Origin of the sequence: Acetobacterium tundrae (genome assembly GCF_008086615.1) — a bacterium.
GTDB classification, from domain to species: domain Bacteria; phylum Bacillota; class Clostridia; order Eubacteriales; family Eubacteriaceae; genus Acetobacterium; species Acetobacterium tundrae.
The window spans coordinates 252,602-267,020 of sequence record NZ_RXYB01000002.1 but is presented as its reverse complement, the minus strand read 5'-3'; the positions used below and the strand labels follow the sequence as shown (position 1 = coordinate 267,020).

Sequence of the window (14,419 nt, the reverse complement as noted above, 5' to 3'; positions counted from 1 at the left end):
TTACTAATAATGGAGGTTTTTTCTATGCCATTGACTTTTTACGGTGAACGCGGTCTTGTAACTAGCATTATTCTTGATATGGGAACCGATATCGCAAAACAAAAAAAATTTTTAAAAACGATCAAATTTTCTGATAATTATGAACCGACCTGGATTTCTGATACCGTCAAAATTGATTTTATCGTTGAGCCATCACTTTCCCAGTTTGGCAGTCCAAATCTAATTATCATCGCTGAAGAAAAGTTCCTTCAACGCCATGTTATTTTTGTTGAAGCAAGAATTTGCGCTTATAATGATGCTTCAGAAAAACTAAATGTCAGTTTACTGCCTAATTCCTATAAGGGTGTGTCCAATAAACTGAATATTAAACTTGCCTTGATGTATCGCTTTGCAAAAGCCTACAACAGCATGAAAGAAGACAGTGTTATTGAATCAGCCAATACCGCTTCAAAAGTCTATCATGATGTCCCAAGAACCTTGAAAAAGCCGAGTATGATTAAATTGTGTATCGAAAATTTCGGATACAATCCCGATTTCCTATTCGTTGCCTTAACCAATGATCCGATAGATGTTATCCCTTTTAAGAACAAGAAATTTCTTCCTGCAATTGGGGTCACAAGCTGGCACACCGAAAGAAAATCATTTGGTCTTATTTCTTATGCTATGCTGGATGATAACAATATTATTGAAAGAACACACGGTTATTATCCCATTGCCAAACGGAACTTTCTTCATTTACCCGCTGAAATCGGGACCAACGACAATGATCCATCTGTCAAAACAATTGTTATGGATCAATGGAATCCAATTTTAAAGCTAAATCTGGAAGAATTTATACTCTCTTTATCGGACAAACTGACAACCGGAAAGATCATTATCTTCAATGGTTCTTACAGTGTCAAATCAGCTGATGGCAGAACTTTGGTAAAACTCTTTGCCGATAAAGAAAAAATGTATATCGCTCTGAGAAACGATAATATACCGGAACACTTCGAAGACGAACCGAAAATAAAAATTGGAGTTGGACCCAATGCCAAATCCTTTGTGCTTATTTACTCCGGCACAGATGATCTGACTGATGATCAGCCCAATAAACTGCGGGATGACATTACCCGGATTATCATTGATTTTGTCGAAAGATAACATCGATAATGCCAAATTTAAAGGCCAATTGTTTTATCGTTGAATATGGCAAACGCAAACAGGAAAATTCTGTTTGCGTTTGCCCATAACCAGATAAAACAATTGGCCTTATTCATTTTACTTTTCAGCGCTTATAGCGGATCCTTTATTTGTTTTCCGCTGAATCTTCAACTGAATGATTTTCATCTTTTTCTTCAATCGCTAATACCTCTTCGGTAACGTCATTATTAATTTTTTCAGTAAATACAAGTTCTGTCATTAAATCTCGTTCCTCTTTTAATTTTTTGTTGGTGAATAGGATATTGTATCCCATAAATCCCAGTCCGAAAAGCATCAGGAAGAATCCCACGAAACCACCTAAGAAAGGGATGAATTCTAAAATAATCACGGCCGCAGCAATAATTAAAACTGAAACGAAAGAGCTTAACAACGGTTTCATTTTATCATTAAAGAACCTGCCCAAAAGTTTTGAGAATACGACAACTGCTATCGGCATACTGAGGATGCATGTTGCAATAATCAGCAAGGTCATGGCAATGCCGAAAGGCACATAAATGATAAAGGACAATCCTATCAGTAAGGGTGAAATAAACAGCATCGCCGCTCCTATTCCCAGCGATGCCAAAATGTGCTTTTTAGCCATAATTCCTGTATTTTCGCGGAAGTCTTTGGTCAGGAAGGTAATCAATAACCAGATAACCAGTATAAAGGCCAGCTTGGTAATAATGGATAAAATGATGGAACCGATACTTGTTCCTTGATCTTTTTCCACTTTCTGCTCTTTCACTTGTTCCCAATTAATTGTTGGTACTAATGCATTAGCGGATACAATGGCTTCATTAGCACTGCGATTATCAATTGCTCCAGTAACTTTAGCATTGTTGCTGATAATTAACTGTTCTACATCTGATTCCACATAGCCATTCACGGTACCGTTAATGTTTGCATTTCCAGCATTGAAACGAAGGTTTCGACCAACGTTTCCATCCATATAAGCGCTGGAAGAAGCAATATAAAGATCCCGATTGATCGTTGCGGTATTGCTGATGGTCACATTATTTCCAGCTGAAAACACATCACCATCGACTAAACCATTGATAGTCACCTGATTTCCGGCGGTGTAAAGATTCCCATTTATTTTTCCGTTAATGGTAACGGTGTTACCCGCTGCAAAAACATCCCCGTTGTATTCTCCGTCCAGGATAACGGAATTGCCAACAAAAAAAGTAGTGGCATTAAATACCGATTTGACCGCGATATTGGAACCTGCAAAAAACAAATCCTTGTCCGATACCGTCGCATCTGTAATACTGATATTTCCTGAGTTATCATAATAGCCCTGATATTTTTCCGAAGCGCCAAAAGCCGTCGAAACAGTGGTGAGAAGAATCATCATCATCATTAAAACTGACAAACTTATTTTTTTATACATTACCCTATCTCCTTCATTTTTATTACAATCATGTGTTTACCAAAATCTCTGTTCATTTTTTAAATGCGCAATCAAGAAATAAATTCCTGTGCATATGAGTACTGAAAAGATGAATGAAAGAGCCCTAAAACATTCCCATAATTGATTTGAATAATCAATAACTATGCTGGTAAAAATCGAAACTAGAAAGGTGTTCTGACTGGCTGGAAAAATCGCACATCTGATAACGAGAACCGAAAAAGCCATCGCTAATACAAAAATCAAAGGATAAAACCAATCGATGGAAGTGACCGGTTCATTTACTTTAATAATCCGCCTCATAATGTTTGACTTCTGGCTTTCAAATGGTATGGACGAAACAAAATTTTTAACAGCTTCATCGTTAAATCCCAGACATTCTATTATCTTATCTAAATTTTCCATGTCTCATTCCTCCTTCATAATTTTTTTGAGCTTGCTGCAGGCACGATTTAATCGTGATGACAATGTGCCCATAGGAATTTTCAAAAATTCGCAAATGGTCTTATAATCCCAATCATAATAAAACCGTAGAATCACGACTCCCCTGAGCTCATGAGGCAAACATTCCAAATGCTTTTTCATCTCTCCAAAATCCAGGGAATCAATATTGTCGTAACTTAGAGCCGCGTCATTATATAAAGATTCGCTGTTTTCCAGATCATCAAGAGAGATCATTGTTTTTTTCTTTCGTAAAAGATCAAAGCACCCATTATGGACAATTTTTAAAAACCAGTTTTTAAAGTTACTCCCCAACCGGTACTGATTGATTTTTGTGAACGCTTTTATAAAACTTTCAGCTACCACATCCTGTGCATCAAATTGATCATTCAGAAGGGAATAAGCATAAATATAAGCATATTTTTCATAGCGTTCAACTAATGGTTCAAAATATTGAGAATGACCGCTGGCAATATACTTTTCGATCAACTCATCATCCGATTCCCCTTCTTTATGTTTTTTCAATCAAATTACACCTCCGTTTTTTTCTGCACACTTATATAACGGAACCAAATCGATTTTTCTTCCCGAATTAATAAATATATTTTTTGAAAAACTACTGATGCTGCATACAGGAAAAAGCCAATAATAGCAGACAGTTCATCTGAAATTTTCATTCATATTTAATAAGCGTGGTATCCATAATTCTCAATGCTGACAATTGATCTCAAACTGACACTTCGAGATCTGATTATTTATTGCTCTACCGCATTAAGTTCACTACCTAAATCCTTAACAACTCCTTCTGGTTCAGTCGGCGATACCGCCATTACAAAACCGTCGGTGCTGTCAGCGAATGCCTGAGCCTTATCAAAACTTACATCCAGCAAATGTCCTCCCTGTGTTCGATCTTCGGAAATAAAATGAAAATGATAACCTGGTACATTGACTCCCCCAATGTAATCAGGACACCAGATCCCAACAATGCTTCCGGTAACACTAGTAAAATTGAAAACCGTTTGTTCCTTGACCGCCTCGGTCATAACCGGATAAGGCTTTTCCTGACGAGGTACGGAACGAGCCTGAATGGTCTTAAACGTCCCGTCAATTCTAAAAACATAAAATAAATTCTTATTCTCAATGAGCTTGTCCAATTCCGCTTTTAAAGCATCAAGATTGGTGATATTGGCAAGTTCTACTGTGGCATCCTTATCAAAATGCGTCACAACGGCAAAAGGCGTGGTTTCCGTATCTGGCACTTTCACTACTTCACCGGTGGATTTAACCTTATAGGCTGTATTATCAATCATCACCATTTCTCCATCCAATGCATTAAAGGTCCCGATACCAACGTCACCATAATTCTTCAGCTCGCCAAAACTTATGAATCCATCATAATTTCCCGCCAAAAGAGAATTTATGGTGGACACTTGATAAAGGGTATCATTTTTTTTAAGGGTTAAGGCTTCGCTATCAGAATTAGCGCATCCAGCCAATAAACCAACACATAAAACCGGGAGCAGGACTATTTTTATTATATTTTTCACAAGTCTCCTCTTAATCTTTCTATTAGTAATTTATCTCCATTATATATGAATAAGAATAATATAACAATTTCATTTTGATGGAAATAATTACAGCAGCATTATTTCTCCCGAAATTTAGCCGTATATGCAGTTCCTTTATATCCATCCAGCTGCACCGTTATAGCCGTTCCATCTTTATTAATCCATGCCATTCCATAAAGCAGCTTATCCCTATCCAGTTGATTTTCAACACAAATTACTTCTATTCCTGCTCCCCCAAGTATTCTTTTTACTTCTTCATAACTCATTCCTTCTTTTATACTTGCCACTTGAATTGGCGTTACACTCATATTACCTAGTGCAATCAATTCACTCTCACACTCAGGCGTTGAAATGCCTTTAAGTGTGACCCGTTCTCTATCATTATAAGCGATACAAACCCCGTAACCGGTGTTTGTATCAACATAAGTGTATAAACCGTCCTCATCAACTTCCGGAACAGCGCCCAAAATATCGTCAACTTCGGCTTTAAATTGATTCATTTTAACCTGACTATAAAAATTAAAGATCGCATTATCATTTACATCATTTGATTTTACAACAGAACCCCTTTTGATTGTATCATCACCTGTATTATTCTGATCATAGCGTATAAGTATAATTATCCAAACCAGAAATAATAGGATCCCAATTAAATGCAGGATCAAAGTAGTTTCAGACATTATACTCACCCCCCTTTCCCACAATTAAGTCCTGCCAATATCTATAGCCTTTCGCTTTTTAAATACCCCATAATTTTTCATAGAAACGTTTGCACTAAAAAAAGGCCTTCACAAGCCTTTTTTTAAGAAAAACAATCACTTCCAGTATTTAACATCTCTAACCGTTCCTTCATAACCATTAAAAGTTATATAAATTCCAGTTCCATCATCATTGAACCAAATCATCATAGAAATTGGATTATTCGCATCTTCTGGGTTTACTGTTGTAATGGTCTCTTTCCCTTCCGAACCAAGAATTGTCTTTACCTCATCATAAGTCATTCCTTCAGAAATACTTGCCACTTGATCTTCTGTTACTGTTGCATCACTCAGTTTGAAAATTTTTGTATTATCAGCATTATACATTGCTTTTGTTTTAACTAAATTATCGGAATCATAATAAACAGTAACACCATAACCTGTATCCTTATCTAAATAAATGAAACCACTATTCTTTTCTTTCGGAGTAACCTTTAAAGATTTATCGACATCATCTTTTGACTGTCCAAGTTGAACTTTATTGTAAAAATTGTAAGCATTCTTAACTGTTCGGCTATTCCCACAACCTGAACACATAATTACCAAACTCAAGGAAAATATTACAGCTGGGATAAATCGGCCAAATTTAATTTTTTTCATATCATTCTCCTTATTTTCCATAAATGAAACAATCTACTTTTTACTATTATATTTGTCCATCCTCAAAATTGCAACACATCTTTTGAACTATGCGCTTTTAAATCAACCGATCCATCCGATTATTAATTTGTTTTCTTTTATACTTCCATTTTTTAATAACAATTGCACTTTTTTTTAAATCTGTTGTAATAGGCACAGATTTTTATTGCCTGTTATGTTATACTACTTTTAAAACAAAAACAAATTAATCTTATTCCATAAGAGAATTGCAGGAGGATTTTTATGCAAAATGTAGACAAAAGTATGTTAATTGGTGAATTATTAAAGGTGAATGACGGTCTTGCTCCTATTTTATTGGAGTCTGGAATGCACTGTCTTGGATGTCCCTCTTCGCAGGCAGAATCCCTGGAAGAAGCGTGTGCAGTTCATGGCATCAGTGTTGAATCTCTCGTTAAGCAACTTAATGAATTCCTTGCCTCTGCGAAAGCATAATCATCAAATAAATAATATTTGACGATTAGCAATATTGTTGGCAACATAAAAAAGCTCAATTATTAAGGATTATTAATTGTCCTTAATAATGAGTTTGCCAATGATCCTGGGAACCTTATAAGGTTCCTTTTTTCATCTCAGCCTGATGGTGGTGACGTTGCCTACAAACCAGAAACTAAAATATCCCCCAATTAATGACTGTCTATTAGATCTCTAAAGATCTGCCAGTGCTGTCAATTCCGCTCCTGCGACTCTGTATACAGTCCAGTCTTTCATGGGTTCGGCTCCCAAGGACAAATAGAAATCAATACTTGGTTTATTCCAATCAAGACACCACCATTCAAGTCTTCCACATCCCTGTTCAACCGCAATGTGAGCGAGTTTTTTAATCAGTGCCTTGCCGAACCCGTTTCCACGGTATTCTGGAGAAATATACAAATCTTCGAGATAAATTCCAGCTCTTCCAAGAAACGTCGAGAAGTTATAAAAGAAAAGCGCAAAACCTACTTCTTTATTATCATCCATTGCAAAAATAACTTCAGCTTTTTTTTCCTCAAACAACCAGTGTTTTAATAATATCTCCGTAGCAATAACTTCATTTTCCATTTTTTCATATTTTGCCAATTCATTAATGAAATGTAAAATCAACGCAACATCTTTTTCAACCGCAACTCTAAAATTTAACATATTCCCTCCCAATAATTTAATCACTAACTTAAATTTTCTTGCGTTCTTTCACCATTTCGATAAGATTACTACAGTCAGAAACTAACACCTCTTGTATAGAGCACACCTGCTAAACTTATAAAGGCAACCGCATAAATCAACATTATCAATTCTCCTTCTGTTTTATATTATCTCAATTTTAATATCTGCTACCATTATTTACAATCAATAAACAATTTTATTCATTTGTGCTGCGATTTTATTAGCCCTAAAAAACGAATCAAATTCCACAATCTTTTATTTTTTTAAATGCCTGACAATATCATCTAAATACCGTTCTGTAGTTTTAACAAGCTTCTGTTCATATTCAGATGTAATGACCGCAAATAATTTTTCAATATCAACATCTCCATATGCATTTTCTAGTTTATCATTCAGAAAAGCATTCATAAAACCGTCAACTACCAAGCTTAGATGGGCAATATTTTTCTGGAGATTCATCATCAATTGTGCCATTTTTGAATGGCTGAGAATAAAGTCCAAGTCCATAATATTCAGAGAATAAGGAGACCTGTGATAATTTTTCCAATCCCTTACTTTATGATTAAATTCACTTCGTTTGATTGTATCCAAAAGAGACTCTTTGGTAAGCTGATCAAAATCGATATTATCCACTAAAAGCAATTTAAAATCATTAATCAATTTCCGTGAACTGTTCCAAATTGCAGCGCTAAGTCTTCTTTTTTCAATGGAATAACTCACAGCTGCCACAATTAGACTAACCAATGAACCTGTGAAAATTCCAAAAAATAGGCTATCAAAATTATCCATATTATGAATAATAAAATTTTTTATTTGGTCGTTGGGAATATAGAAAAAGACATCGTCAAACGCAAAGATGGCTATAACTGAAAATACAGTTAAAGCTAATGTTACAAATATACTGTATTAATATGCTTTCATTTTTCACTCCAAATTCTTCATTGTAAATATGTCATTCATGCCACAATATTTTTTCATAATGTTTCCGCTGTTTATAAATATCTATTTAACTAGAATCGTCATATTGTCTGTCAACACACATACTTTTAAATTGATATCTCTTCTATTTTATATATCTGTTTACAATTAAATTGTATCATCTAAAATATTTCTGTCAACAAACATTTCTTACCCTTATATCCCTTAATTTAAATTTTTCCATAATTGCAACTCCAGTCTAATTTTAATAAAATAATTGCTATTATATGAACCTTCCTGCTGAATTAAAATTAACGACGCAAGGATTAAAAACGGTAAAAAGCACTTTCAAGTTTCTCTTTGGTTTTCGAGCTAATTGCGCACCTAAAAAGGTCTGTCCAATTTTGAACAGACCTTACTTTCAATATAAAAAATAATTGTATTTACAGAACGCTTAACCCGGTTTGAAGCACACTCATATGTTAGGGCATGATGGCAATCTTTACTCCTGTCATTGCTATGTTTGTTTCCATCGCTTCAGTGACATGATCAAGATCAAATTTATCCGTTACCAGCAATTCCACCGGAATATTCATTTCTGCAGCTTTCTTGAAGAAACCCATTGTGGTGATATATTCATTTGCCCCATAAACCCAAGAACCAACTAAAGTGATTTCTTTATTACAAAAATCAAAATGAGGATTAATTGTCGCTTCACCAATATTTACAAAGAAGCCCATTTCGCACATTCCGCCGCCGCGTCGCACATACTTGAATGCGTCAGCAGCTGCTGCCGGCGAGCCTGTACATTGGAAAACAAAGTCAGCTGCAAATCCATTTGTAATTTCATTTACTTTTGCAACACGGTCTTCAATTGTTTTCAACTTTCTAAAATCGATTGTTTCGGTTGCTCCCATTTTTTTTGCAAGATCCAATCTTCTATCGTTTCCATCAACAGCTATGATATTGACGGTTCCAGCAGCTTTTAAAACTGCAATCATCATCAGACCAATTGGGCCACAACCCTGAACCAACACAAATGAACTAAAATTCATTATATTTGTTGTTTTAGCTCTTTCTAAGGCGTGAACGCAAACGGCGGCCGGTTCAAGAAGCATTCTTTGGTCAACATTAAACTCATTAACAACAAATATAGATGAATTTTTTCGTATCAAAATATGTTCTGCAAACCAACCGTTAAGGTGAATATCATCCTCTGGTATCAATCCATATACGCCTAGACCTGCACACAGATTTGGTTTTTCAGGATAACGACGGCAATAATCACATTCGCCGCAAAGTAATACCGATGTTACAACTTTATCACCGATTTTGATGGGATCGCCCTTTGTATCATGAGTAATATTTTTCCCAAGTGCGATTACCTCGCCGGTCCCCTCATGACCAAGTGTAATGGGGCAAATACCGAAAGGATCACCTTTAAATTCATGGACATCAGTTCCACAAATGCCACAGCCTTCAACCTTTACAAGAACTTCATCATCACCAACCACAGGTAAATCAAACTCTTTGATTTCAACCTTACGGGGCTCCATCAACATCGCCAAACGTGTTTTTGCCATTTTTATACCTCCGATAATTCTAAAATTGTAAACTATTACATTCACTTATTAACATTTTAACAAATTATCTTCATGAATCAATTGACAAGAATTATAAAGTGTCACATATGTTACACTATTCAATATATGTAACATCTTTACATCAGCAACAAAACGTTTTTAAGTCTTTCCGGAATTGCATCAATAAGCAAATCAGCTATTTCTTTTGGCTCCATCTTCATCCCTTCACCGATCCATTTAAAGGTCATATCCATCGAACCCAAACAGTACATTTCCAGCAAGAATTTACTATGTGAATCTAATGGCTTCCCGGTTTTTTCCATAATTCGATTCGTATAAAATTCTGTTATCAGTTTCAAATCATAATCGAAAAGCGAATTGCAGTCTCGGGATTTAAATGCCGCCGAAAAAAAATCTTTTTCCTCCTTGACAAAGGTGAATTTCTGAATAAGTCCTTCCTCTAAAGTTAAACTAACACCCCTCAGTTTGAACGATTGCTGGGCCAATTTATCAAAACACCAATTGACTAAATCATATTTATCCTGAAAATAACGATAGAATGTTTGTCTTGTTAATTCACATTGATCAGCAATTTCCTTAACTGTTATCTTATCCAAAGATTTGTTGATCATCAAGGTTTTAACCGATTTAGCCAAACGTTCTTTCGTGCGATCGTTTGCATCCATTGACATCCCTCTTTGTTAATTATTTGAGATTTAACATCATCTTATCGATTTGCCAAACACTTGTCAATGAAATATTTTACCTGCTTATATAACATTTTTTATTGAAAAAGCACTCAATTGATTTTCAAAATGGATTAGGATTATTTTGCATATTGAGACAGATAAAGATTGTAATAACAGCCTTAAATAAAAAAAGACGGCATTAAAAATATTTACTTGAGTTCCACATTGCTAAAGAACCTTTATCAAAAAATAAAAAAAACTTATGCAATTAAGCATAAGTTTAAAATATCTGGAATTAAACAACTTGAATGTTTTCAGCTTGTGGACCTTTTGGTCCTTGTGTTACATCAAAAGTAACTTCTTGTCCTTCATCTAAAGACTTGTATCCTTCTGATTGAATTTGTGAAAAATGTGCAAATACATCAGTACCATCTTCTCCTGTTATAAAACCAAAACCTTTTACCGCATTAAACCATTTCACTGTACCACGCATATGTGTGTACCTCCTAATTTTATTCCCCTAAATCCTTGTAATACGAATAACAACTACATTTCTAAATTAGGATAATACGTTTAAATATAAGTACCAATTAAAAAATATCAATGTTAAATTTATTTACTATCAATTTAAGTTTTACTTATTGTATCATAAGTTTCTGATTTTAGCAAATTTTTCGTGAAATAATAATCAAAATTTCAAAATAAATTTAAAGAGCCCTCATTATTAAGAGCTTTTTATGAAATGATATTATTTTTTTTATTTTTAATGTATTTCCCTCTAATAAGGAGTATAATTATTGTAATTAATTATGGAGGTGTCGATCATGGATGTAAGTAGCGTTATGAGTAACTATAATAACAGTTCGCTCTTAAACAATTTGAGTTCTGCCAGCAATACATCAGCGCTTTATCAATCCGGCAGTGTCAGTTCTGCTGTTTCTGAAACTTATGCTGCTGATGCATTCTCAGGTGATACGACCTCAGCTGCACTTCAGGATATTTATAAATCTGTTCAGAGTGATTACGGTATCGGCTTAACTTATAATTCGAGCGGCAATATTGCCACTTCCAGCAGCACAGACTCTTCAACTTTACCGACAGTGTCTGACTTGGGCAGTTCCTTGAGTTCAAGTCTACTGTCATCATTTAACAGCCTGAACAAAACCGACGATTCTTCAATGTCCAGTTTGTTTTCAGAATTAAGCTATGTTCAAAGCGGAGCTTACAGTAAAGTATATGCAAAACTTTACTCCAGTGATGCGACAACCAGCGACACAAGCACCCTTGGTTCGGCTCTCGATGTTACAGCATAGCTTGTTCTAATATCCCACCCCCAAATAGAAACAGACCACCCGTCATTATTGACCAGGCTGGTCTGTTTTTATTTGTCCCCTTAAAAACGAGCCAGGGCTTTTCTCAGCGCTTCGTCAAAGAAATAGAAGCTGTGGCTTCCCGGCCACTCCTCCCAGATAAAATCCAGATTCAGTTTTTTCATTTCATCAGCATACCGACTGTTGGGCTCTCGCATAAAATCCTGGTCTCCCCAAGCAACGTAAATCCGTGGGCTGACTGACATTCCGCTGACTTTTTTAGCCAGTTCCAAAACATCGTCCTTTTCATTCCATTCTAAATCAGATAGCAACACTGCTCATTTATCCATTCCATCTAATATTTGAACAATAGAATACAAAATTAACTTAAATTTAACAGCATTATAACATTAAAATATGCGGCTTATGGTTATAATTTAGAGACATCAAAAGATGGAGGAATTTACTTGAATAGTTATTGCGAAAATCAGGACGACAACCACCGAGATGAATTTTTAAAAATTCTGGAACAGAAAAATATCCAAACAGTATTCCAACCGATTGTCTCCCTTCGAGATGGGGCTGTATACGGATATGAGGCGCTCAGCCGCGGACCTAAATATTCAGCACTGCACACCCCGGATATCCTTTTTAAATGCGCTCAGCAATACAATAAATTATGGGAATTGGAGTTTTTATGCCGATTAAAAGCCTTTGAAGCTTCCTTCGAAATGGGAATGGAATTCAAGATTTTTTTAAATGTCAATCCGAACATCATGGAGGACATCAAATTCAGAAAAGGGTTTACAAAAGAATATCTCAACGAATTTTCAATTGATCCCAAACGGATCATCTTCGAAATAACTGAAAATGAGGCCATCAATAATATTTCAGACTTTATCAAAACGGTTGACAACTATAAAGAACAGGACTATCGAATTGCCATTGATGATGCCGGAGCCGGTTATTCCGGACTTAATTTAATCTCAGATATCCATCCCAATTTTATTAAATTGGATATGAAACTCATCAGGGATATCGATAGCGATGTTACCAAACAATCACTCATCAAATGCCTTAACGAATTCGCATCATTTACAGAAACCGCTTTGATTGCAGAAGGAATCGAAACCAGAGAAGAACTTCAAATATTAATTGAACTTGGCATCCAGTATGGTCAAGGTTTTTTTCTACAAAGACCAAATGCTGTGATAAAGCCAATCTCTAAGGATGTGATTGAAATAATAAAGGAAGAAAATGCAAATAAAAGGAAACTGCTGGACAACAGCGTATTTGATGTTAAAATTGATTCGATTTGCAAACTGGTAAAAACCATCGGCCCAAATATTCTCGTTTCTCAAGTTGATGAACTATTTAAAAAAGATGAAACGATCTCCGGATTTTGTGTTGTCCATAAAGAGATACCCATCGGCGTCATAACAAGAAATGCTCTTTACAAAAAGATCAGTGGTCAATATGGTTATATTCTTTATTCCAATAAACCGGTAAAAAACATTATGGATAAAAACTTTATGCGGGCTGACTATCAAACGACCATTGATGTCGTCGGCAAAGACGCTATGCAACGCGAATTTGATAAAATTTATGACTTTGTCGTTATTTCCCGAAAAGATAAATTTTATGGGATTGTGACTGTAAAAGACTTAATGGAAAAATTGATTGAAATTGAATTTGTGTATGCCAAACATCTGAATCCTTTATCTGAATTGCCCGGAAATTTAATGATTGAACAAGCCCTGGAAAGATCTATCAATACTAAGGACAAAAAGACCATCCTGTATTTTGATCTTGACAATTTCAAAGCGTATAATGATCTGTACGGGTTTGAAAATGGCGATAAGGTCTTAAAAGATTTTGCTCAAATATTGAAGAGCAAGATACCCGATGACGATTTTATCGGACATATTGGCGGAGACGATTTTATTGCCATTGTTTCCAAAAAGAAAACGGAACAATTATGCACAACGATCATCGCTGCCTTCAATGAAAATGTCGTTCGTTTTTACAATAAGGAAGATGCCTTAAAAGGATATATTACATCAAAAAACCGTAATGACGTCGAAGAAAACTTTCCTTTGCTTTCCGTATCCATTGCCGGAGTTGCCAGTGATCAGAATAAAACAATTTTCGATTTAGCGGAAACCGCAGCTAAAATCAAAAAAAAATGCAAAAAAAAGCAAGGCAGCAACTTTCTATTGGCATAATGCCTCCGCTTACTGATATGATTACATCCAAAAAAGAGCTAAGACCGATTCCACAATTTTATTTGCAAGACCGGCCTAGCTCTCAATCTCTGATGTCATCTGCTTTTCAGAAGTAAATGGATAAAATGTAATCGTTTGTATTATGTTCGTATATTAAAGTATATAATTTGTAAAATGCTTGAAGTCACCCCTTTGGCTCTGTGACTTCAGGAGTGTTTAGTTCTCACTGTTTTGCGATCCTGAATCTTTCCCGTACTCGAGCTTATGAAGCAGGTCTTTTAATTGTTCCGTCAGTTTATCGACATTCGTTTCCAGGGAACCGTCAGCCGGAGTACAGTTGCCGTTAAATCCGTAAATTCGCCCGCTTTCCAACTCATTTAAAGAGGCTTTAATTGCTGCTATTTCTTTGGCATATTTTATTGAAATATCGATTGTTTTTTCCATGTTGCATTCTCCTTATTTTAGTTAAAACGACCGATGCGACGGCGACAAGCACATCACACCGGTCCATATTCTCGCAGTAAACCATCTAAA

General features: G+C 35.5%; 17 protein-coding genes. 4 read left to right on the top strand and 13 right to left on the bottom strand.

Annotation, left to right across the window (positions count from 1 at the left end):
- Positions 1-24: 24 nt before the first annotated feature.
- Positions 25-1,143, top strand: a complete 1,119-nt coding sequence (locus tag FZC40_RS02730; RefSeq protein WP_148602404.1) for a hypothetical protein — start codon at positions 25-27, stop codon at positions 1,141-1,143.
- A gap of 145 nt (positions 1,144-1,288) precedes the next feature.
- Here the strand turns inward: FZC40_RS02730 and FZC40_RS02725 are convergent, their stop codons facing one another.
- The 6 genes from FZC40_RS02725 to FZC40_RS02700 form a co-directional block, all read right to left on the bottom strand.
- A complete protein-coding gene (locus FZC40_RS02725) occupies positions 1,289-2,575 on the bottom strand; it encodes a bactofilin family protein (protein ID WP_148602403.1) in 1,287 nt (428 codons plus the stop codon).
- Between the two features lie 36 nt (positions 2,576-2,611).
- A complete protein-coding gene (locus FZC40_RS02720) occupies positions 2,612-2,998 on the bottom strand; it encodes a hypothetical protein (protein ID WP_148602402.1) in 387 nt (128 codons plus the stop codon).
- Positions 2,999-3,001: 3 nt separating this feature from the next.
- Complete coding sequence (locus FZC40_RS02715) at positions 3,002-3,559, bottom strand: RNA polymerase sigma factor (RefSeq protein WP_148602401.1); 558 nt, start codon at positions 3,557-3,559, stop codon at positions 3,002-3,004.
- A gap of 230 nt (positions 3,560-3,789) precedes the next feature.
- A complete protein-coding gene (gene budA, locus FZC40_RS02710) occupies positions 3,790-4,581 on the bottom strand; it encodes an acetolactate decarboxylase (RefSeq protein ID WP_148602400.1) in 792 nt (263 codons plus the stop codon).
- A gap of 98 nt (positions 4,582-4,679) precedes the next feature.
- Positions 4,680-5,282 (bottom strand): hypothetical protein, encoded by a 603-nt coding sequence (locus tag FZC40_RS02705; RefSeq protein ID WP_148602399.1) that lies wholly within the window; start codon positions 5,280-5,282, stop codon positions 4,680-4,682.
- A 135-nt stretch (positions 5,283-5,417) separates the two neighbouring features.
- Positions 5,418-5,960, bottom strand: coding sequence for a hypothetical protein (locus FZC40_RS02700; RefSeq protein WP_148602398.1), 543 nt, complete (start codon positions 5,958-5,960; stop codon positions 5,418-5,420).
- A gap of 282 nt (positions 5,961-6,242) precedes the next feature.
- Between FZC40_RS02700 and FZC40_RS02695 the strand changes: the two genes are divergently transcribed.
- The gene (locus FZC40_RS02695) at positions 6,243-6,452 is read left to right on the top strand and encodes a DUF1858 domain-containing protein (RefSeq protein ID WP_148602397.1); all 210 of its coding nucleotides are present in this window, start codon (positions 6,243-6,245) and stop codon (positions 6,450-6,452) included.
- A gap of 213 nt (positions 6,453-6,665) precedes the next feature.
- Here FZC40_RS02695 and FZC40_RS02690 read toward each other — a convergent pair whose 3' ends face one another.
- From FZC40_RS02690 to FZC40_RS02670, 5 genes are all read right to left on the bottom strand, one after another.
- The gene (locus FZC40_RS02690; RefSeq protein ID WP_148602396.1) at positions 6,666-7,139 is read right to left on the bottom strand and encodes a GNAT family N-acetyltransferase; all 474 of its coding nucleotides are present in this window, start codon (positions 7,137-7,139) and stop codon (positions 6,666-6,668) included.
- A gap of 276 nt (positions 7,140-7,415) precedes the next feature.
- Entirely contained in the window at positions 7,416-7,949 is a 534-nt protein-coding gene (locus tag FZC40_RS02685) for a hypothetical protein (RefSeq protein WP_148602395.1), read from the bottom strand.
- 611 nt (positions 7,950-8,560) lie between these two features.
- Positions 8,561-9,661: a zinc-dependent alcohol dehydrogenase gene (locus FZC40_RS02680; protein WP_148602394.1), complete on the bottom strand. Its 1,101-nt coding sequence runs from the start codon at positions 9,659-9,661 to the stop codon at positions 8,561-8,563.
- Between the two features lie 137 nt (positions 9,662-9,798).
- Entirely contained in the window at positions 9,799-10,347 is a 549-nt protein-coding gene (locus tag FZC40_RS02675; protein WP_148602393.1) for a TetR/AcrR family transcriptional regulator C-terminal domain-containing protein, read from the bottom strand.
- Between the two features lie 298 nt (positions 10,348-10,645).
- Positions 10,646-10,843, bottom strand: coding sequence for a cold-shock protein (locus FZC40_RS02670; RefSeq protein WP_148568044.1), 198 nt, complete (start codon positions 10,841-10,843; stop codon positions 10,646-10,648).
- Between the two features lie 331 nt (positions 10,844-11,174).
- Between FZC40_RS02670 and FZC40_RS02665 the strand changes: the two genes are divergently transcribed.
- Positions 11,175-11,663: a hypothetical protein gene (locus tag FZC40_RS02665; protein ID WP_148602392.1), complete on the top strand. Its 489-nt coding sequence runs from the start codon at positions 11,175-11,177 to the stop codon at positions 11,661-11,663.
- A gap of 80 nt (positions 11,664-11,743) precedes the next feature.
- Here the strand turns inward: FZC40_RS02665 and FZC40_RS02660 are convergent, their stop codons facing one another.
- The gene (locus tag FZC40_RS02660; RefSeq protein WP_148602391.1) at positions 11,744-11,995 is read right to left on the bottom strand and encodes a hypothetical protein; all 252 of its coding nucleotides are present in this window, start codon (positions 11,993-11,995) and stop codon (positions 11,744-11,746) included.
- 132 nt (positions 11,996-12,127) lie between these two features.
- Here FZC40_RS02660 and FZC40_RS02655 point away from each other — a divergent pair, with 132 nt between their 5' ends.
- Entirely contained in the window at positions 12,128-13,885 is a 1,758-nt protein-coding gene (locus tag FZC40_RS02655; protein ID WP_148602390.1) for a GGDEF domain-containing protein, read from the top strand.
- Between the two features lie 216 nt (positions 13,886-14,101).
- Here FZC40_RS02655 and FZC40_RS02650 read toward each other — a convergent pair whose 3' ends face one another.
- Positions 14,102-14,329 (bottom strand): hypothetical protein, encoded by a 228-nt coding sequence (locus FZC40_RS02650; protein WP_148602389.1) that lies wholly within the window; start codon positions 14,327-14,329, stop codon positions 14,102-14,104.
- Positions 14,330-14,419 lie beyond the last annotated feature (90 nt).